General features: G+C 57.3%; 15 protein-coding genes and 1 riboswitch. Of the genes, 6 read left to right on the top strand and 9 right to left on the bottom strand.

The window, feature by feature from the left end:
• A partial coding sequence (locus KP708_RS12345) for a hypothetical protein (RefSeq protein WP_215757190.1) occupies nucleotides 1–220 on the top strand: 220 nt, incomplete at its 5' end.
• Nucleotides 221–346: 126 nt separating this feature from the next.
• Here the strand turns inward: KP708_RS12345 and clpB are convergent.
• Nucleotides 347–2,947, bottom strand: a complete 2,601-nt coding sequence (gene clpB, locus KP708_RS12340; RefSeq protein WP_211501668.1) for an ATP-dependent chaperone ClpB — start codon at nucleotides 2,945–2,947, stop codon at nucleotides 347–349.
• An 89-nt stretch (nucleotides 2,948–3,036) separates the two neighbouring features.
• Entirely contained in the window at nucleotides 3,037–4,116 is a 1,080-nt protein-coding gene (locus KP708_RS12335) for an aldo/keto reductase (RefSeq protein WP_215751030.1), read from the bottom strand.
• A 186-nt stretch (nucleotides 4,117–4,302) separates the two neighbouring features.
• Here KP708_RS12335 and KP708_RS12330 point away from each other — a divergent pair, with 186 nt between their 5' ends.
• A complete protein-coding gene (locus KP708_RS12330; protein ID WP_215751023.1) occupies nucleotides 4,303–6,504 on the top strand; it encodes a S9 family peptidase in 2,202 nt (733 codons plus the stop codon).
• On the opposite strand, the gene KP708_RS12325 is transcribed toward KP708_RS12330, so the two are convergent.
• The 4 genes from KP708_RS12325 to KP708_RS12310 form a co-directional block, all read right to left on the bottom strand.
• Nucleotides 6,501–7,061 carry a hypothetical protein gene (locus KP708_RS12325; RefSeq protein WP_215751022.1) on the bottom strand — a complete coding sequence of 187 codons (561 nt, stop codon included), beginning with the start codon at nucleotides 7,059–7,061 and terminating at the stop codon, nucleotides 6,501–6,503. The two genes, KP708_RS12330 and KP708_RS12325, sit on opposite strands and share 4 nt — an antisense overlap.
• A 16-nt stretch (nucleotides 7,062–7,077) precedes the next feature.
• Entirely contained in the window at nucleotides 7,078–8,469 is a 1,392-nt protein-coding gene (locus KP708_RS12320) for a M20/M25/M40 family metallo-hydrolase (protein ID WP_215751021.1), read from the bottom strand.
• Between the two features lie 124 nt (nucleotides 8,470–8,593).
• Nucleotides 8,594–9,250, bottom strand: coding sequence for a glutaredoxin 2 (grxB, locus tag KP708_RS12315; protein WP_086633334.1), 657 nt, complete (start codon nucleotides 9,248–9,250; stop codon nucleotides 8,594–8,596).
• 51 nt (nucleotides 9,251–9,301) lie between these two features.
• Complete coding sequence (locus KP708_RS12310; protein WP_046900835.1) at nucleotides 9,302–9,886, bottom strand: YqgE/AlgH family protein; 585 nt, start codon at nucleotides 9,884–9,886, stop codon at nucleotides 9,302–9,304.
• A 70-nt stretch (nucleotides 9,887–9,956) separates the two neighbouring features.
• Here KP708_RS12310 and KP708_RS12305 point away from each other — a divergent pair, with 70 nt between their 5' ends.
• Both KP708_RS12305 and KP708_RS12300 read left to right on the top strand, forming a co-directional pair.
• Complete coding sequence (locus tag KP708_RS12305) at nucleotides 9,957–10,712, top strand: SDR family NAD(P)-dependent oxidoreductase (RefSeq protein WP_215751020.1); 756 nt, start codon at nucleotides 9,957–9,959, stop codon at nucleotides 10,710–10,712.
• The gene (locus tag KP708_RS12300; RefSeq protein WP_202207235.1) at nucleotides 10,702–11,580 is read left to right on the top strand and encodes a PPK2 family polyphosphate kinase; all 879 of its coding nucleotides are present in this window, start codon (nucleotides 10,702–10,704) and stop codon (nucleotides 11,578–11,580) included. Before KP708_RS12305 ends, KP708_RS12300 begins: the two co-directional genes overlap by 11 nt.
• A gap of 64 nt (nucleotides 11,581–11,644) precedes the next feature.
• On the opposite strand, the gene KP708_RS12295 is transcribed toward KP708_RS12300, so the two are convergent.
• Together KP708_RS12295 and KP708_RS12290 are read right to left on the bottom strand one after the other, a co-directional pair.
• Entirely contained in the window at nucleotides 11,645–13,468 is a 1,824-nt protein-coding gene (locus KP708_RS12295) for a DEAD/DEAH box helicase (protein WP_202207234.1), read from the bottom strand.
• Nucleotides 13,469–13,592: 124 nt separating this feature from the next.
• Nucleotides 13,593–14,243: a class I SAM-dependent methyltransferase gene (locus KP708_RS12290; RefSeq protein ID WP_174694804.1), complete on the bottom strand. Its 651-nt coding sequence runs from the start codon at nucleotides 14,241–14,243 to the stop codon at nucleotides 13,593–13,595.
• 85 nt (nucleotides 14,244–14,328) lie between these two features.
• On the opposite strand from KP708_RS12290, the gene dapF reads away from it, so the two are divergent.
• Nucleotides 14,329–15,102 (top strand): diaminopimelate epimerase, encoded by a 774-nt coding sequence (gene dapF / locus KP708_RS12285; protein ID WP_215751019.1) that lies wholly within the window; start codon nucleotides 14,329–14,331, stop codon nucleotides 15,100–15,102.
• On the top strand, nucleotides 15,099–16,304 hold the full coding sequence (locus KP708_RS12280; RefSeq protein ID WP_215751018.1) for a MiaB/RimO family radical SAM methylthiotransferase: 1,206 nt from the start codon (nucleotides 15,099–15,101) through the stop codon (nucleotides 16,302–16,304). Before dapF ends, KP708_RS12280 begins: the two co-directional genes overlap by 4 nt.
• Here the strand turns inward: KP708_RS12280 and KP708_RS12275 are convergent.
• The gene (locus KP708_RS12275) at nucleotides 16,301–18,424 is read right to left on the bottom strand and encodes a TonB-dependent receptor (protein WP_252347520.1); all 2,124 of its coding nucleotides are present in this window, start codon (nucleotides 18,422–18,424) and stop codon (nucleotides 16,301–16,303) included. The two genes, KP708_RS12280 and KP708_RS12275, sit on opposite strands and share 4 nt — an antisense overlap.
• Nucleotides 18,425–18,643: 219 nt before the next feature.
• Nucleotides 18,644–18,851: riboswitch (cobalamin riboswitch) on the bottom strand.
• Nucleotides 18,852–18,915 lie beyond the last annotated feature (64 nt).

The raw sequence follows: 18,915 nt of genomic DNA, 5'->3' as shown, positions 1-18,915 counted from the left end.
TTCGACACTCAGGTCTCAGGAAAATAATCCCAAAACCAGCAGCACCAAAACGCCGCCAACATATCCCTTCCAATTCCATATTCAATTTTCAAAGATCATCATCTCAAACCGCCCCGGCCAGACCCTCGAAGAAGGCCCCGCCGCGTCGGTGAACGGGCTTATACGGCCCACACACATCACTGTCAAACAATCATCATACGACACTTATCCACACCACTAACCCACAGATTTCCTACACTTTTCCCCCTTACACACACTTTCCATTCACAAAACAAAACTAAAAAAATCAAAAAAAACGCCAGAAAAATCTGGCGCTTTCTTCGAAAGTCCCGGTTTCCCGCGACAATCAGTCGGCGGAAGACGAACGACCATTAATCGTCAGGCCCTTATCGTCCGCAGAGACGGTGATGGTGTCGCCATCCCGGATAGTCCCATCCAGCAGAAGTCCTGCCAACGGGTTCTGAAGGCTGCGCTGGATCACCCTCTTCAGCGGACGGGCGCCATACACGGGATCATATCCTGCTTCGGCCAGCCACTCGGTCCCCTTCTGATCCAGATCCAGTGTGATCTTGCGATCTTCCAGAAGCTGACGCAGGCGACCCAGCTGGATATCAACAATCCGTCCCATATCCGCGCGCTGCAGACGGGAGAACAGAATGATCTCATCCAGACGGTTCAGGAATTCCGGCCGGAAGTGATTGCGCACCACCTGCATGACCTGCGCCTGCACCAGTTCCGGCGATTCACCATCTTCCTGATTGGCGAGAACATCTGAACCAAGGTTACTCGTCAGAACGATGATCGTATTGCGGAAGTCCACAACACGGCCCTGCCCATCCGTCAGACGGCCATCATCGAGCACCTGAAGAAGGATGTTGAAGATGTCCTCATGGGCCTTCTCCACCTCATCAAACAGGATGACCTGATAAGGACGACGACGCACAGCTTCTGTCAGAACACCGCCTTCGTCGTACCCGACATATCCCGGAGGTGCGCCAATCAGACGCGACACTGCATGCTTCTCCATGAATTCACTCATGTCGATCCGCAGCAGGGCCTTCTCGTCATCGAACAGGAACTGGGCCAAAGCCTTCGTCAGCTCGGTCTTGCCCACACCCGTCGGACCAAGGAACAGGAACGACCCAATCGGGCGGTTCGGATCCTGAAGTCCTGCACGGGCACGACGCACAGCATTGGCGACAGCCACCAGAGCCTGCTCCTGCCCGACCACACGCTCACGCAGCGTATCTTCCATACGCATAAGTTTGGCGCGCTCGCCTTCGAGCATCCGATCTACCGGAATACCCGTCCAGCGGGACACAACCGATGCAATACCCTGATCCGTGACGCTATCTGCGAACAGGCCAGATTTGGATGCCGCATCTTCCTCTTCCTGCGCTTTCGCAATCTGAGCTTCCAGGTTTGGAATCAGGCCGTACATCAGCTCGGAAGCCTTCGCGAGATTTCCTTGACGCTGCGCCACATCCACATCGGACCGTGCTGTATCCAGCTGCTCCTTCAGCTTCTGAATAGCGTTCACGCGATCCTTTTCGGCGTGCCACTCGGCACCCATCGCATCGGACTGCTCTTCCAGATCTGCCAGTTCGGCCTCAAGAGCCTGCAGACGATCCTTGGACGCCGTGTCGTCTTCCTTACGGATGGCTTCACGCTCGATCTTCAGCTGAATGATGCGGCGATCAAGTTCGTCCAGAGCTTCCGGCTTGCTGTCAATCTGCATCCGCAGACGGCTGGCAGCTTCGTCAATCAGATCAATGGCCTTATCCGGCAGGAAGCGATCCGTAATATAACGGTTGGAAAGCGTTGCAGCGGAGACGATGGCGTTATCCGTGATGCGCACACCATGGTGAAGTTCATACTTCTCCTTGATGCCACGCAGAATAGAGATCGTATCCGCGACAGATGGCTCACCGACGAAAACCGGCTGGAAACGACGGGCAAGCGCGGCGTCTTTCTCGATGTACTTGCGGTACTCATCGAGCGTTGTCGCGCCAATGCAGTGCAGCGTCCCGCGAGCAAGTTCCGGTTTGATAAGGTTGGACGCATCCATCGCACCGTCGGAGCGGCCGGCACCCACCAGCGTGTGCATCTCATCAATGAAGAGAATGACCTCGCCTTCGGCCGTCTCAACTTCTTTGAGAACTGCCTTCAGACGCTCTTCAAACTCACCACGGAACTTCGCACCGGCAATCAGGGCGCCCATGTCGAGCGACATCAGTCTCTTGTTTCGGAGCGCTTCTGGCACATCGCCATTAACGATACGCAGCGCCAGACCCTCAACGATTGCGGTCTTACCAACACCTGGCTCACCGATCAGAACCGGATTGTTTTTGCTGCGGCGGGCCAGAACCTGAATGGTGCGCCGGATTTCTTCATCACGGCCAATCACCGGATCGAGCTTGCCAGCCTGTGCGATCGCCGTAACGTCACGCGCATACTTCTTCAGTGCATCAAACGTATTCTCGGCGGATGCGCTAGTCACTGTCCGCCCCTTGCGGATCTGTGCCACGGCACGTTCCAGCGCGGAGGCATCGGCCTTTCCTTCAACCAGTGCTTTACCCGCAGCTGATCCACTCGCAGCGATGGCCACGAGCAGACGATCCTGCGCGACATGGCTGTCACCTGCGGCTTTTGCAGCGGCTTCAGCGGAGTCCAGCAGTCTGACGAAATCAGGCGTGGCTTGCGGCTGGCCTGCACCACCGCCCTGAACCTTCGGAAGCTTGGCAAGTGCTGCGTCATTGGCAGTCTGAACAACTTTTGGATCACCACCCGCAGCCCGGATAAGGCCGGATGCGGCACCCTGATCATCATCCAGCAGGGCCTTGAGCAGATGCTCCGGCGTCAACTGCTGATGGTAGTCTCGAAGGGCAATAGTCTGTGCGGCCTGAAGGAAACCCTGGCTCCGCTCAGTGAATTTCTGAATGTCCATTCTAATATGTCCTCTCATGCCCCGTATCGGCGGCATATGGTGTCTCGGTCGCCCCCGAAGGCGACGACCGGTGATGAATATTTAGGCACTCATTTTTTTGTTTCAAGGGCATCCCGATGACGTTTCGCTGGCCCGTGCAAGACCATGTCGGCCTCTGACAACCTGCCAAACGCATTCCGCTGCTGATGCCAGTACGGATAAATCAGATCCGGCGCACTGACATCATCAAGCCGCGCGACTTGTGCCTTCGTCAGACGTAGCGATGCAGCAGCCAGATTATCCAGCAACTGGGTTTCCTTACGGGCTCCAATCACTACGGACGTCACACCCGGTTTGTGCAACAACCATGCCAGTGCAACCCGCGCGGGCGAGACATCATGTTCCTCTGCGATCTCCACCAGCACTTCAACCGTATCGTAGAGTTTTTCGATATTGCGGACTTCCGGTTCTGGCCAACCCGAAATACGGCGGCTATCCGCAGGCGCCGTCTTCCCGCGACGATATTTGCCCGTCAGCAGCCCACAGGCCAGCGGGCTCCAGATCTGAACGCCCAGTCCTTGATCCACAGCGAGTGGCAGAAGCTCATATTCCGCATCCCGTGCTTCCAGAGAATAATAGATCTGTTCGGAGACCGGCGTAATGAGACGGTCCCGCTCCGCGGCAGACAGAAGCTTCATGGCCTGCCAGCCAGCAAAATTGGAAAGTCCCGCATAGCGGATCTTGCCCTGATCCCGAAGCGTCTGAAGTGCCTCCAGCGTCTCTTCAACCGGTGTCAGACCATCCCATTCATGCAGATAATAGAGATCGATATGGTCTCGCCCTAAACGACGCAGGCTATCCTCACAGGCATTCAGAATATGATGCCGCGACAGGCCCTCTTCGTTCGGCCCTTTTCCCGTTGGAAAACGGACTTTGCTGGTCACAAGCAATTCCCGGCTTCTGCCTTTCAGAACACGGCCAAGGATTTCTTCGGCTTCTCCACCCGAATAACCATCGGCCGTATCAAACATGTTGACGCCATGCTCGACGCAGAGATCCACCATTCGTGTGGCCTCTGAGACGTCAACATTGCCGGTGGAAGCGAAATCGCCCTGCCCGCCGAACGTCACAGAGCCAAAATTGAGTGCGGAAATTTTCAGGCCAGAGCGACCTAGCTGACGATACTGCATATCCATCAGGTTCCTCTTCTGAGACAGACCATGACACACAACACCTCAACGGTGGATCAGTCCCGGTAAAATCGGCCCCGCTCTCATCATCGTGAGCAAGGCGACTTCTCATGCTCGTGCACTCTGTTCAGGAACGACAGGTCAGTCCATGATTGATGTCAAAACCTTTCCTGTCCCGGAGCCGCCATGCCGTCATTCCGTCTCCGCAGAGCCCTGCTGTCCTGCGCGTTCCTGTCTTCCCTGCTTCCCGCCTTACCGGCCATGGCCTCCGAACCTGCATCATGCATGCTCGATCTTGCCAAAACACGGAACGGAACACTGGGTCTGCCCACACGATCAGAAGTGACACCGGACGGACATTCGGTTCTCTTCCTGCGTTCTGGCCCGTTCGACACACGCCTGCATCTGTTCCGTTACGATCTGCCTGACCACTCGCTGCACGAACTTGCAGCCCCGGAAGCTGGTCCAGAGCACTTGTCCGTGGAGGAAAAAGCCCGGCGAGAGCGGGCCCGTCAGTCCATGTCTGGCATCACCGACTATCAGATGAGCGAAGATGGCGGCACGCTCCTGGCATCTCAGGGCGGACGCCTCATCCGCATTGCTGCCGATGACGGCCGGGTGTCTTCCGTTGATGGCAACTGGATCGCGCCCCGCCTTTCCCCGGACGGACAGACCATCGCCGCAGTGCGGGACAATGACCTCTACGCGGTCAATCTGGTAACAGGCGCCGAAACACGCCTGACCACTACAGGCACAGAAACGCTCACCAATGGGTTGGCCGAATTTGCCGCAGCAGAAGAACTGGAGCGCCCGGATGGCGCCTGGTGGTCTCCGGACAGTCAGGCCGTGCTGTTCGAAGAAGCCGATTCAGGCAACGTCGAAAAACATTACATCACTAATCCAGAAACGCCCCAGGCGGCTCCGGTTGAGTTCCGTTATCCGCGCGCCGGCACACCCAATGCACGAACACGTTTTGGTCTCACCAGCATCAAAGGCGGAGACGTTCGCTGGATTGGCTGGGATCATGAAGCATGGCCCTACATGGCGCGTGCGGTCTGGCGGAAGAACGGTGGCCTGTTTCTTGTTTTGCTCAACCGGGAACAGACACAGGAACAGGTTCTGTCCGTTGATCCAGCAACAGGCAAAACGACGCTCCTCCTCGCAGAAAGTGACAAGGCCTGGCTCAATCTCGATCCGCGAGACGCCGGTGGCAGCCATGCCTTACCTGTTGTGCTGAACGGCCAACAGGGTTTCCTTTGGGCCTCGGAGCGCGGAAAAACGTGGCAGCTTGAACATCACGCCGCAGACGGGTCCCTGAAGCGGGTTTTGACGCCCGATACCCTCCCTTACGTCGCGTTCAATGATTACGACGCAGACAGCAACAGCGTTGTCGTGACGGTACGCCCGAACCGGATTGATAACGAGGTCGTCCGGATTTCACTCGCGGACGGCAAGATCACTCCGTTCATCACGGAGCCGGGCATCCACAATGTCCATTTCACCAATGGCACCCATCGCCTGCTGGTCGATGCGTTTGCCGCCGCTGACGGAACTCGGCGCACTCTTCTGCGAGACGCAAAAGGGAAAATCCTGGCCAACCTCCCGGGTATTGCGCAGCCCCCTCACCTTCCCGTCCACGTACAGTTCACGACGGCTGGGGAACGACAACTCGATGCCGCGATCATCCGGCCAGAGCATTTCCAGAAGGGCCATCACTATCCGGTCGTGTTGTCCGTCTATGGCGGCCCCGGCGTAAAGCTGGTGCACGATACACCGTCGAGCTTCCTGGAAGACCAATGCCTCGCCAATCAGGGCTATGTGGTTGTCACGCTGGATGGACGCGGCACTCCGGGCCGGGATCATGACTTTGAGCGTGCCATCAAAGGCAACCTGATTGATGCTCCCCTTCAGGACCAGATCGATGGCTTGCAGAGGCTGGGCAAAACCTACCCTGAACTCGATCTGTCACGGGTCGGTGTTTATGGCTGGTCTTTCGGGGGCTACTTTACGGCAATGGCCACTACCCGCCGTCCGGACGTCTTCAAAGTCGGCGTTGCAGGTGCACCCCCCGTCGATTTCGACGATTACGACACCGCCTATACCGAACGCTATTTGAACACCCCGCAGAATGACCCGGAAGGATATCGCAAAAGCAACGTCCTGACCTATGCGGACGGTCTGAAACGCCCCCTTCTGGTCATGCACGGCCTGACAGATGACAACGTGTACTTCGAAAATACCATGAAGCTGACACAGGCGCTTCTGAAAGCTGGGAAACCTTACGATCTCCTTCTGCTCCCCGGAACGCATATGCTGCCTGATCCGCTCTTACGCGCGCGCGTGAGCCAGCGTCGTGCAGAGTTCCTGGGCGACGCTTTAAAGCCCTAAGGTTGATCTGCCTGGGCCGCATGATCCGAATGATTCGGAGAGGCAGCCCAGGTTTTCAACGCTGCCTGATATTCCCGCGATGCCCTGAGCCGTGGCAAATAGGTAATAGCCCGGCGGCTGGATGCCGGAAATGTCTGCCCATCAAACAGTCCCCGCGCTCCACAGTGCCCGACCCGGCAAGCACCGTCAGCATCCTGCAAAACAATATCTTTCCCAGTCCGGCGAACCGTCAGGCGACAGGGCTTCTCGCCTGCCATGAAGGGTGGCTCCTGATACACCAGAGCCTCTCCCTCCATGCGGCCGATGCCTGACAGGGAACACATGTGCCCATTGAAAAACTGTGTTTCTATTCGCAGATAGGCCGCCTCGGCGTTGACGGGTACAACCTCCAGAACATTGTCGCTCCAATAGGTATCACCCGACACATCACCATTTTTGAAATGCGTACTATACCGCCCGGAGAGCTGATCCTGTTCAGAAACGGGCCGCCCCATCGCGGCATGAGCCATCGTCGCTCCCGCCAGAACCACGCCCAAACAGACAGCAACACTACGCATCTACAAAGTTTTCCTCTTAGTGAGACAGCTCCGGAATCAAAACCAGAAGCGCGTCCATTGCCGGACCAACGGCGGAAACCGGCGTCCGTTCATTCAGTCCATGCATGAAAGAGTCTGAATTCTTGATGAAGATCGGGCTGATGCCATAGCTGGGAACACCATGAGAGCGGAACCACATGCTGTCGCTCGCTCCGGATGACATGGCTGCAAAGACCGGCACATCCGGATAAACCGCATGAATGGCGGCATCAATCGCATGCACCACATCAGGCCGCATGGGAGAGGCAGCAGTTTCAACAGACCCTTCTGTCGCGTCTTCAATCTTCATACCCGGGTCCTGCGCCACATCACGCAGTTCAGCCATGATCGAAGCCCTGGAGTGCCCCGGAAAGATGCGACAATTGATATTAGCCGTCGCCCGCTGGGGAAGCGCATTGAGCGCATGACCACCTTCAATCATCGTGACCACACAGGTTGTGCCAATCCTCCCCACAAAGGACGGGTCAGCCGATAGCGTGGCAATGGCCTTTTCATCGGCTGGATTGGCTGCGAACGCTTTCATGGCAGCCGCAATATCAGGCTTTTGCCAGCGGGCCGCGTTGACAAAGAAACTACGGCTCAGGTCATTCACTTCCGGTTTGAACCGATGTTGCTGGATCCGCAGAAGATCAGCACTTAGTTCATCAATGGCATTGACGGATCTGGGCTCCGAAGAGTGACCACCGGGGTTCGTAACGGTCAGACGGAAATCAGCGTAGGTTTTTTCCGCACCTTCCCATGTGAAATAATCTGGCTTCCCCGTCTTTTCATCCAACGTGCCATTAGCCCCGTCCATGTTCAGAACAAGCTCGGCATTGGACAACTTGTCAGCGATGATGGCGCCAGTTGCCATCGTCGTTTCCTCATCTCCCGAGAACTCGATGATGATATCCCGGCGGGGCACATACCCTTCTTTTTTCAGCTCCAGCAGAGCAGCAATAGCCAGTGTGTCATCCAGCTTCATGTCGGTTGATCCACGGCCGAGCAGATAGCCATTTTCAATCTGTGGTTTGAAAGGATCATGCGTCCAGTCAGACGCCTTGGCTTCAACCACATCCATATGGCCGGAAATCACCAGCGGCTTGAGAGAGGAATCACGGCCAGGCCAACGGGCAATCAGATACGCTGTATCCTTGTAGGGCGTGATCGTCACATCCGCAGGCGCAAAACCTCCCTTAACCAGAGCTTCCCGGAAAAGGGCTGCGACCTGTGGTGTCTGGTTGGATGGCCCCGCAACGGATCGCAGGGCAATGGCCTGTTCAGCAAGGTTCAGGGCCTGCGTTGCGGCGTCATGGTGCTGGGGAGATGCAGCAAGCGCGCTCCCGCTCATCAGGGCCAGTAACAATCCTGCGCCAATCATATTCCGCATCGTCTTCTCCTGCATCAGATGCGAAATCGTAACCATACGGACAGTGGATGCCTAGCCGGGGCGTTGCAGGACATTTCCATCCATCCGGCGAGACGGTTTCAAGATGTCCTGCAATTACCTTCCCTCAGGCCGCGAACCCATCCAGCAGGCTCACACCGGATTTTTCAGACATGGTCTGACGGTAAGCCTCAACCCCCAGCGGGTAACGCAGCCCTTTGATGAGTGACATGCTGTGAAGCTGGGCAAACAGATGAATATCGTCGGTGGAAAGCGTGCCATTCACGGCTTCAGGAGACTGGATCAGAGGTTCGAGCTCTTCCAGCAATGCGTTCAGCTCTGCAATTTCCTTTGAGCCATCTGCCAGAATTTCCCAGAACGGGCCGGTAGATTCCTCCTTGCGGCGAATGAATCCTGCCCGGGAAGACGTCGTCGCGAATTCAGGTAAGGGTGCGCAAACTGCACGCGGCAGGAAGAGCCGATACGTGGCCTTGCTACTGGCACGCAGCCAGTCTGCAATATCTTTGCGAACCGGCCCGTTCAGAACAGGCGCGCCAACTCCATCAATATGGGAGACGATATCCATGCTCTCCGGCATGTATCGACCGTTCTCCTCCAGAATCGGGACAACCTTTCTCCCAACCATACTGATCGGGCCAGCTTCGTCGTCATTCAAGAAAATACGCTTTTCGAACGGGATGTTTTTCAGGCCAAAAATCATCATGGCCTTCACGCAGAACGGGCAGTGTTCATAAACGTGAAGGATACGGGTTGTCTGATTCATGATCTGAAAATCCTCATGTCTGTCAAAAGTCGTAGCTCCGAATAAATTCGGTCAGGCTTCACCCATAGCGGAGGAGAGCAGCAGCGGATCAATATTGATGGCCGCCAATGCCTTTCCCCATTTTTTCGAATGATCCATGCCAAAGACAATCTCATCGCTGGCCGGCGCAACCAGCCATGAACTATCCCGCAGGATCTCTTCTTCAAGCTGACCCGGTGCCCAGGATGCATGGCCAATAGCCATCAATGCCCGCTTGGGGCCCTGCCCCGCAGCAAGCTCCCGCAGCACATCCAGACTGGCCGTCAACGTCGCCTGATCATTGACGCCCAGGCTGCCCTCTCCGTTCCAGTCGGTCGAATGCAGAACAAACCCATGTGAATGATCGACGGGGCCACCCATACAGACGGCAATCCGGCGTTCCGGAGGGTTAGGCTCGATTCCGAGCTGCGCAAAAAGATCATCCAAACCCGGCTGGGCCAGACGACGGTTGATAATCAGCCCCATCGCCCCGTCTTCGGGGGAGTGAGCACAGAGATAGATCACGCTCTGGGCGAAGACTGTCTCCGCCAGTTGCGGCGCCGCAACCAGGAGCATGCCTGTCAGGTTGTCATTCTGTCCGGCGAGTGTTTTCTTCATTCTCTACAAATGGGTGCATCTCGTGCCTCTTTGCAAGCGTTCCCATGTCGAGAGTTTTATGGAGGTCTTCATGTCCCTTACCGTTCTCGTGACCGGTGCCACTGCTGGCTTCGGACACGCCATCGCCACGCGCCTCGTGCAGGATGGTCACCGCGTCATCGCGACAGGAAGACGGGCAGAACGTCTTGAAGCCCTGAAAGCCGAACTCGGGGAAAATCTTCTCCCCTTCCCGCTGGACATGACGGACCGCGACGCACTCCGCGCACTGCCGGGCAGCCTGCCAGAAAACTGGCGAACCGTGGACGTTCTGGTCAACAACGCCGGCCTTGCACTCGGTATGGAGCCAGCACAGGAAGCCAAGATCGATAACTGGGAAACGATGATCGCCACCAACGTCTCCGGCCTGGTGGAAATGACCCATGCACTGCTGCCCGGAATGGTCGAGCGCAACTCCGGATATGTCATCATGCTCGGCAGCACTGCGGGACTCTACCCCTATACTGGCGGCAATGTTTATGGTGCCACGAAGGCGTTCGTACGGCAGTTCAGCCAGAACCTGCGAACGGATCTTCTGGGCAAGCGCATCCGCGTTACGGATATTGAACCGGGACTGTGTGGCGGAAGCGAATTCAGCTCTGTTCGCCTCAAGGACGACGACAAGGCAGCCGCTGTCTACAAAGACACCACGCCCCTGACCCCGCAGGACATTGCAGAAACAGTCTCCTGGCTCGTGAGCCTGCCGTGGCACGTGAACGTCAATACAATGGAGATCATGCCTGTCTGTCAGGCTTCTGGTGGCCTTGCGGTGAACCGTCATGTCGGCTGAAAGCGGTATTCCCTCGCGCCTGACAATTACGGACGGCACCAAGTTCAAGCTGGCTGACTTCAGAACCGATGACCGGATTGGGCACGACAAGAAAAGTGCCCATACCCGCATCCGGGACTGCGTGGACCGGATGGCTATCCTGCAAGGACGTCTGGCCGCGCACGGAGAACACGGAATTCTGGTCGTGCTGCAAGGCATGGATACGGCAGGAAAGGATGGCGCTATCCGCCACGCCTTTTCCGGCCTGAACCCGCAGGGCTTTCACGTCACATCCTTCAAGACMCCCGCCGGTGCCGCAGAAAAGCGCGATGACCTGTGGCGTGTGCATCTGATGGCGCCAGCCCGAGGCGAAATCGCGGTTTTCAATCGCAGCCACTATGAAGATGTTCTGATTGCCCGCGTCCATCCGGATATCGTCAAAGCACGCGGGCTTAACCCCGATGAGCCCGGCTTCTGGGACCGGAGACTGGCAGACATCCGGCACTTCGAAAGCTACCTGACGCATCAGAACGTCGTTATTCTGAAGCTCTTCCTGCATATCTCTGCCGATGAGCAGAAGAAGCGCATTCTCAAGCGTCTGACCCAGCCCGAAAAGCGCTGGAAGTTTTCACCTTCCGATCTGGCAGAACGTGGGAAGTGGCCTGATTACACCAAGGCCTATGAGGCAGCGATACAGGCAACATCCACTCCGGAAGCCCCCTGGCACATCATTCCCGCTGACCACAAATGGGCAGCCCGGCTGATGGTCGCAGAAGCGCTGTTGGAAACCATGGAAAAGCTTCATCTCAAAGTACCTGAAGAGAAGCTCTCCGATACGTTAAGGGCTGCACGTGATGCCCTGCTCGCAGAAGGGTCCTCCAAGACCTGAAAAGAAAAAACCCCCGCCGGAGCGATCCGGCGGAGGTTTTTCAGTTCTGACGTGAAATCAGAAATCAGGAACGACGCTTGCGGCTCGCACCTTCACCTGATGAGCCACCAGCACCAGGCTTCGGACGACCGAAACCGGAACCGCCACGGCCCTTGTAACCGCCGCCAGCACCGCCACCGCGCGGGCCACCCTTGAAGCCGCCACCAGCGCCACCGCCGGACCGACCAAAGCGCTTGCCTTCGCCCGGGTTACGACCACGGGAACCATAGCTGCTGCCACCGGCAGGCTCAGCAGACGGCTCGATCGTCACTTCGTCAGGCTCAGCGCCGGCAACACAGGACTTGAAGCGCTCGACGCTCTCATCCGTGATCTGGAAGTAGGTCTGATCCTGCTCGATGCGGATGCTACCGATGTCACGCTTCTGAACGTTACCAAGGCGGCAGATCAGCGGGATCAGCCACTTCGGATCAGCGCGCTCTGTACGACCGACGCTCATCTTGAACCATTCGCCCGACACGATGCGCTCTTCACGCGGTGCGCGTTCCGGACGATCGCCACGGCTCTGCGGAGCCTCAACGGACATCGCACGGATCTGCTCAACGTTCGGCAGGCGGGCACGGTACATCTGCACCAGCGCTGCTGCGAGCTTCTTTGCGTCGTAGGTTTCAGCCAGCTTCAGAACCAGCTCATCCGTCGTGTCTTCAGAAGCGTTGGCAAGGATCGGATCGTCCAGCAGACGCTTCGTGTCCTGGGCGGCAATTGCATCCGCCGTCGGAACGGCTTCCCACTCGGCATTTACACGTGCCATGGCCAGCAGACGCTCAGCGCGACGACGCTGGTTCATCGGCACCATCAGCACACTGGTGCCCTTACGGCCCGCACGACCGGTACGGCCAGAACGGTGCAGCAGGGTTTCAGAAGCCGTCGGGATGCTGGCATGGATCACGAGGTTCAGCGCCGGAACGTCAATGCCACGTGCTGCAACGTCAGTCGCGACACAGACGCGGGCCTGACCGGAGCGCAGGCTCTCGATCGCACGGCTACGCTCGTTCTGACCCATCTCGCCGGAAATCGCGACAGAAGCGAACCCACGCTCCAGAAGAGCAGCCTGCACCTGACCGACCATCATACGGGTGTTGCAGAACACCATGGCCGTCGGGCTTTCGTAGAAACGCAGAACGTTCACGAGGGAACGCTCGATTTCCTGCGGAGCCGTTACGACGCAGCGATAAGTGATATCGGAATGCTGCTTCGCACCCGTTACCGTATCAATGCGCTTGGCATCTTTCTGGAAACGCTTGGCCAGAGACGCAATTTCGCGGGCAATCGTGGCGGAGAACAGAAGCGTGCGGCGCTCGGCCGGAGACGCATCCAGAAGCTGTTCCAGCTCGTCACGGAAACCCATGTCCAGCATTTCGTCGGCTTCGTCGAGAATGACGCAGCGCAGACCGGACAGATCAAGGGAACCACGGGACTGATGATCACAAAGGCGGCCTGGCGTTCCCACAACGATGTGGGCGCCACGGCTGAGGTCGCGGGCTTCACGGCGGGCATCCGTGCCACCAATGCAGCTCGCGATACGAGCGCCGGTCTCGGCATAGAGCCACTCAAGTTCGGACTGGACCTGAAGGGCCAGTTCACGCGTCGGGGCAATAACCAGAGCCAGCGGCTGTGGCGACGGCGGGAGGCGATCAGCCTCACCAAGCAGCGTCGGCGCAATAGCCAGACCAAAAGCTACGGTCTTGCCTGAACCCGTCTGGGCGGAAACCAGAAGATCACGATCCTCCAGCCCTGGCTGCAGAACTGCTTCCTGAACGGGAGTGGGCTGTTCGTAGCCACGCGCCGTCAGGGCGCGCAGAAGGGCAGGATGAGTATCGGGGAAAGGCATATTTAATGAACACTCGGCAAACGTCACGCCGACGGCAAAAAGCGGCGGCTGGGATGCCGCTGCATAAAGACTTCCGAGCATAAATGCCAGAAGTAACGCATCCGAACCTGCGAATCAGGCAAAATCAGCCTCTGGGCTTCCGCCCGACAACCGCCCGAACCGTGTCACGCCATGCCGTCAGATCTTCCGGAGGAACGACTTCACCTGTGTCGAGTTCCCCGAAACCAGCCTTCGAAAGAAGAACACTAACAAGGCGTGCTCGGTCTTCTGGCTCCAGAGCCTGCCACATTGCAACAGCTTTCTGCTGATGAAACTGATCTGAGAATGTGACAATCAGAGGAGCCCCTTCCTTCAGAACACGAAGGGCTTCCGTCAGGACTTTCAGCGGCTGCGTCAGGTATGCCACCCCGTCACACAGCGTTATGGCGTCGATTGTGTCGTCTTCGAACGGCAGGATGGGGTCTGCGTTCAGATCCTGTACGATCCGTGTCGTCAGCACAGGATTGGTGTCCAGCGCAGCCTTGGACGCTCCCAGTCCAATGGCATCCTGAAACCGTGCCTCTTCTGGATAATGGCTGAGTGACCCCGCCATCAGATCCAGAACCGTGCCCCCAACGGGAAGAGAGGTCTGGTAAAGTGCCGCAACCGCCGTGCGCGCGCCCATGTCCATCAGCGAATCCGGAAGACGCTGCGCATAGAAGATCGTATCCGGTTCATTATTGACGCGCGTAAACGCCGCTGCGTGAAAACCTTCAACCTGTTCCGTGCCGCTCATATCCATCTCCTCCTGACTGACCTGTCGAAATGAGGGTATGTTCCTCGTGCGTCAACCCGCAGGATGCTCTATGGGAGGCACCATCATGACCCTTTCTTTCACCAAGATGCACGGCCTGGGCAATGATTTCATCGTCATTGATGGCCGCGAAACCGACCCCGCCCTTGACGAAGCCACCATCCGGCACCTGTGCGACAGGCGCTTCGGCATAGGCTGCGATCAGCTGGTGCTGCTCTCTGCCCCAACTGCGGAAGGAGCAGATGTTCTGGTCCGTTTCTTCAATGCTGATGGGTCGGAATCCGGCGCCTGCGGGAATGCATCGCGGTGTGTGGCCAGCCTCGTTGGTAACAATCCCGTTCTCCAGACCCGGGCCGGACTTCTCCTCACGTCACAGGATGGCGATCGCATCACGGTGAATATGGGCGCTCCCCGAACTGGCTGGCAGGACGTGCCGCTGTCCAAGGATTGCGACACACTTCACCTGCCCCTGCATGATGCAGCCGCCTGTTCCATGGGAAATCCTCATGCAACCGTTTTCGGCGACGTATCGCGCGCAGAAGACCTTGGCCCCTCTCTCGAGAAGTCTCCGCTTTTCCCGCAGCGCGCCAATATCGGATTTGCAGATCTCATCACGCCCGGCCACATGCGCCTGCGCGTCTGGGAACGCGGTGCGGGTTTGACGCTGGCTTGCGGCTCAGGAGCCTGCGCTGCCGTGGTGAACGCCGTACGCCGGGGCCTGGCAGACCGGACCTGCCTCGTGACCATGGACGGTGGAGACCTGCAAATCACCTGGCAGGAAAACGGAGACGTCCTGATGACCGGGCCGGCCACAACCGTTTTCCATGGCAAGCTTCCGTGACTGCCCCTTCTATCCTGACATTCGGCTGCCGTCTCAACGCACATGAGAGCGACGGCATGGCGCATCACGCCCGTGGGCAGGATGACACCATCATCGTCAATACATGCGCCGTCACGACCACAGCAGAGCGACAGGCGAGGCAGGCCATCCGCCGTGCCCACCGCGAGCGCCCGGATGCAAAAATAGTCGTGACAGGCTGCGCGTCGGAAATTGACGCCAAACGCTGGATGGAGCTGCCCGGCGTGGTACGGGTTGTGCCCAACGCTGACAAGCTCAAGCCCACCACATGGGGAGACAGCAAGCCCGGCCTTCCACCGTCACGGCATGCCCGTGCTCTGCTTCAGGTCCAGCAGGGATGCGATCATCGGTGCACATTCTGCATTATCCCCTATGGCCGGGGAGACTCCCGCTCTACCCCAACAACAGAAGCTATTTCGAGAGCCCGCGCCCTGACTGAGGCCGGACATCGTGAAATCGTTCTCACGGGTGTTGATATTGCTTCGTGGCAAGGCACAGATGGCGAAGGTCTGGGCCGGATGTGCCGGACGCTCCTGCAGGACGTTCCCGCCATCGAACGCCTGCGCCTGTCGTCCATCGACCCTGTCATTCTTGATCCGGAAACGGGAGATAGGGATCTCTGGTGGCTTCTGGAAAACGAGCCCCGCCTGATGCCACATCTGCATCTATCTCTTCAGGCTGGTTCTGATCTCATTCTCAAGCGCATGAAACGCCGACACACCACCACGCAGGTCGCGTCCATGCTCCAGCATGCTCGCGCTCTCCGCCCGGATATTGGTGTTGGTGCAGATCTCATCGCGGGCTTTCCGACAGAAACAGACACGCTTTTCAACGAAACCCTCTCCTTCATCGAAGAGCAGGCTATCCCGTTTTTGCATGTCTTTCCCTACAGCGAACGCCCCGGCACACCCGCCGCCCGAATGCCCGCTGTGCCCAACGGAGAACGTCAGGCCAGAGCAGGCCAGCTCAGGGCTGTCGGTGAGGCGAACCGCGATACGTTTCTTGAAAGGTTCATTGGCCAGGCGGTGGACGTCCTGATCGAAACACCGGACCGCGGTCATTCTCCCGAATTTGCGCCTGTGCGCTTTGCAGACGATGCTTCCTCCCCAACCAGAGGAAGCATCGTCCCGCTTTCGATCTACGGTGTGTCAGAAGGGCATCTTCTAGGACGCAGCCCTCCCTAAAAACCTGCGGTCAGGGCGAAGCGGGCAGAAACCGGCTCCAGCGGATGACCTGTTGCACCGCTCTGCACAGCAGAGGTCGGTGTAAGACGATAGTCATACGCATATTGTGCCGCATAGGCATGCGTATTGAAGACGTTAAAGACGTTTGCTTCGAGTTTCAGATTTTTGGTGAAGCGATAGCCAATATTCAGATTGAGTTCCTGATATCCCTTGGAACGCAGGCTGTTATCCTCCACCAGCGGATATCCCCCAAGCCAGCGTACCTGCAAACCGCCATACCAGGGGCCTCGATCTGCAAGGATGCCGAATGACCAGACGAAATTTGGGGCATTCGTCACGTACCGACCATCAATTCCATAGCTGGCCAGATCTGACGCCTGATAACGTGCTTTCGCAAAGGACAGATCCGTATTCAGTTCAAGCCAGGTAACCGGATTATACTGTGCGGAAAACTCAATTCCCTCCCGACGACTGGCAGGGCCAGGAGAGGTGACACCAGCGTCGCCGTCGTAACTCAGCTCCGACGCAAAATCGATGATGAAGGCAGCCGCCTGCACATTCAGATGACGGAGAGGCGTAGTCCGTACACCGATTTCACCGCTGACAGCCGACGTCATAAGAGGAACTTTAACCGACCCTTTGGCAAATTCGTCTGACGCATAAGAACCAGACACTGAGCGGAAATCGTTGGAGTGGAAGCCTCTTCCGCCACTCAGATAGAGTTCGGTTTTCTTCCAGGGGCCAAATACCAGACTTCCCTTGGGCTGAAACAGCCACTGATGCTTTCTGGTCAGGCTACCGTCGACAAGATTTTCGTCTGTACCACCCTGATAGTCTTCACGTAAACCAACAACCATTCGAAGCCAGGGTAACCAGTGCGTCGTGTTCTGGACAAAAAGACCGACAGCTCCAAGATCGATGTTATCCCCGTTACACAGGTCAGGCACCGTGCTCTCCAGACTGGATGGGCACTCCGGCAGCGTGACACGCTGGTGGGTATGGCGACGATCCACATACAGAAAGTCGTAACGTCCCTGAACGCCAACCTGAGTGTCAGTCCGGATACGGCCCACATGGTCCTGTCGGAAATAGACACTGCTTCCGCCAAGCGTAGTTCGTGTCTCGTCCTGCTGCTGCTGATCTCCGTTTACTGGGTCATCCAGGTAATGCGTGAAGTTGTTCCAGAGCGTCAGCCGGTCATGAATGGCAAAAGCACTCGTAACCCATTTCCAGTCATCGCCAGCAAGATGATAGTGCGCTGACAAACTGTAGCGCTCCGAAAAGCCGCCATCGGTCGGGTCCAGAGAGCCATAGCGGCTGATAAGCCCTTCCTTGTAGGCCGCCACCGGTTGATCGTTTGTGGCCCTCCACTGACCACGATAAAACATCCCCGTCAGGTCAAAGCCTTTGGTGGCGGTTCCGTGGGTGTAATGCGTCAATGCACGGATGCTCCGGGCATTGTCCGGATATTTCCAAGGGCCGTCTGAATGAGAAATATTGAAGGCATTAACCCAACGATCGCCATTAGCAAATCGTGCCGTACCGCCAATGTAAGCCCGATAATCCCCTAGCGTTCCGGCACTCAGGCTAATTTGACGGGCGATGTGATCTGCCAGCTTCATGTGATCGGAACCGGCCACACCAAAATCCCCGATATCTGCGTGAAATGGCCCTTTGGTATAATCAATGCCTGAGAGTGTTTCGGGTATCAGGAAATTCAGATCCGTGTAGCCCTGACCATGCGCGTTACTGACGCCATTGACCGGCATGTCATCAACAAATGTTGCCAAGTCCGTGCCATGATCCAGATTAAAGCCCCGCAGCAGGAATTGATTGGCCTTTCCCTCCCCGGAATGAGACGTCACCACCAGTCCGGGAACAGCCTCCAGAATTTGCCCCACGCGATACGCAGGCCGCTGCTGGATTTCACGTGCGGTCAAAGATCCTTCACTCGCCGTGTCCGCTCGTCCCAGAAGATTACGGCGGGAGGCCATGACACTGATCCGCTCCACCGGATGGTTTTGCGCCGCAGAAGTGGTTTTCTTTTCCAGATGTCCGGATGCTTCGACTTTATCCGTATCAGACGCCCCTTCCGCAGCAACTGCCAGTGTAGGCCCCATGAGCAAGCTGCTCATCACAACGGACACAGAAATAGTCGATCGTCGCCAATTGCAACGACGCTTTTGAAAAGGAACAGCACTTCGCCTGAAGCGCTCTTCCGGTAACAGTACAGTCATATGAGCCCTGCTCGGTATGACAGGAACAGGGCAGACACGTTCGCAATCCGGCTGTCACAGAGGACTCCGGAACCCCACAAACAGCCGCCCCGGGCACCCCGCCGGTGGTTGAAATTGCATGGCAGGTCTCCTGGCTCACGGGTCTTCGCAGCCACCCTGTCTTCCCAGAGGCATAGGCACTCCAGTGACATCAGTTGGGTGACGGCTCGCCATTTACAGTTGCGGGGGCAGCGCCGGCCTTACACCGGACTTCCCTCTTAGCTTCACGCCACAAAACCGAGGGTGAAGAACCATACCGAAACACAAAAACTGAAACGCTTCCGTACTGTCAATGTCTGAAACACTCCTCCAAAGGCACGTTTGCCCTCAGGAAA

Origin of the sequence: Gluconobacter sp. P5H9_a, from assembly GCF_018812085.1 — a bacterium.
Classification (GTDB): Bacteria; Pseudomonadota; Alphaproteobacteria; order Acetobacterales; family Acetobacteraceae; genus Gluconobacter.
The sequence above is the reverse complement of the archived record's forward strand: the minus strand, read 5'-3'. Positions and strand labels throughout refer to the sequence as shown.

What these genes read in the sequence shown, in the direction of transcription:
- KP708_RS12290 (WP_174694804.1), bottom strand. Translation starts at nt 14,243, where the DNA reads ATGAGCGGCACGGAACAGGTTGAAGGTTTTCACGCAGCGGCGTTTACG.
- grxB (WP_086633334.1), bottom strand. Translation starts at nt 9,250, where the DNA reads ATGAATCAGACAACCCGTATCCTTCACGTTTATGAACACTGCCCGTTC.
- KP708_RS12330 (WP_215751023.1), top strand. Translation starts at nt 4,303, where the DNA reads ATGCCGTCATTCCGTCTCCGCAGAGCCCTGCTGTCCTGCGCGTTCCTG.
- clpB (WP_211501668.1), bottom strand. Translation starts at nt 2,947, where the DNA reads ATGGACATTCAGAAATTCACTGAGCGGAGCCAGGGTTTCCTTCAGGCC.
- KP708_RS12325 (WP_215751022.1), bottom strand. Translation starts at nt 7,061, where the DNA reads ATGCGTAGTGTTGCTGTCTGTTTGGGCGTGGTTCTGGCGGGAGCGACG.
- KP708_RS12335 (WP_215751030.1), bottom strand. Translation starts at nt 4,116, where the DNA reads ATGCAGTATCGTCAGCTAGGTCGCTCTGGCCTGAAAATTTCCGCACTC.
- KP708_RS12305 (WP_215751020.1), top strand. Translation starts at nt 9,957, where the DNA reads ATGTCCCTTACCGTTCTCGTGACCGGTGCCACTGCTGGCTTCGGACAC.
- KP708_RS12275 (WP_252347520.1), bottom strand. Translation starts at nt 18,424, where the DNA reads ATGGGGCCTACACTGGCAGTTGCTGCGGAAGGGGCGTCTGATACGGAT.
- dapF (WP_215751019.1), top strand. Translation starts at nt 14,329, where the DNA reads ATGACCCTTTCTTTCACCAAGATGCACGGCCTGGGCAATGATTTCATC.
- KP708_RS12320 (WP_215751021.1), bottom strand. Translation starts at nt 8,469, where the DNA reads ATGCGGAATATGATTGGCGCAGGATTGTTACTGGCCCTGATGAGCGGG.
- KP708_RS12295 (WP_202207234.1), bottom strand. Translation starts at nt 13,468, where the DNA reads ATGCCTTTCCCCGATACTCATCCTGCCCTTCTGCGCGCCCTGACGGCG.
- KP708_RS12310 (WP_046900835.1), bottom strand. Translation starts at nt 9,886, where the DNA reads ATGAAGAAAACACTCGCCGGACAGAATGACAACCTGACAGGCATGCTC.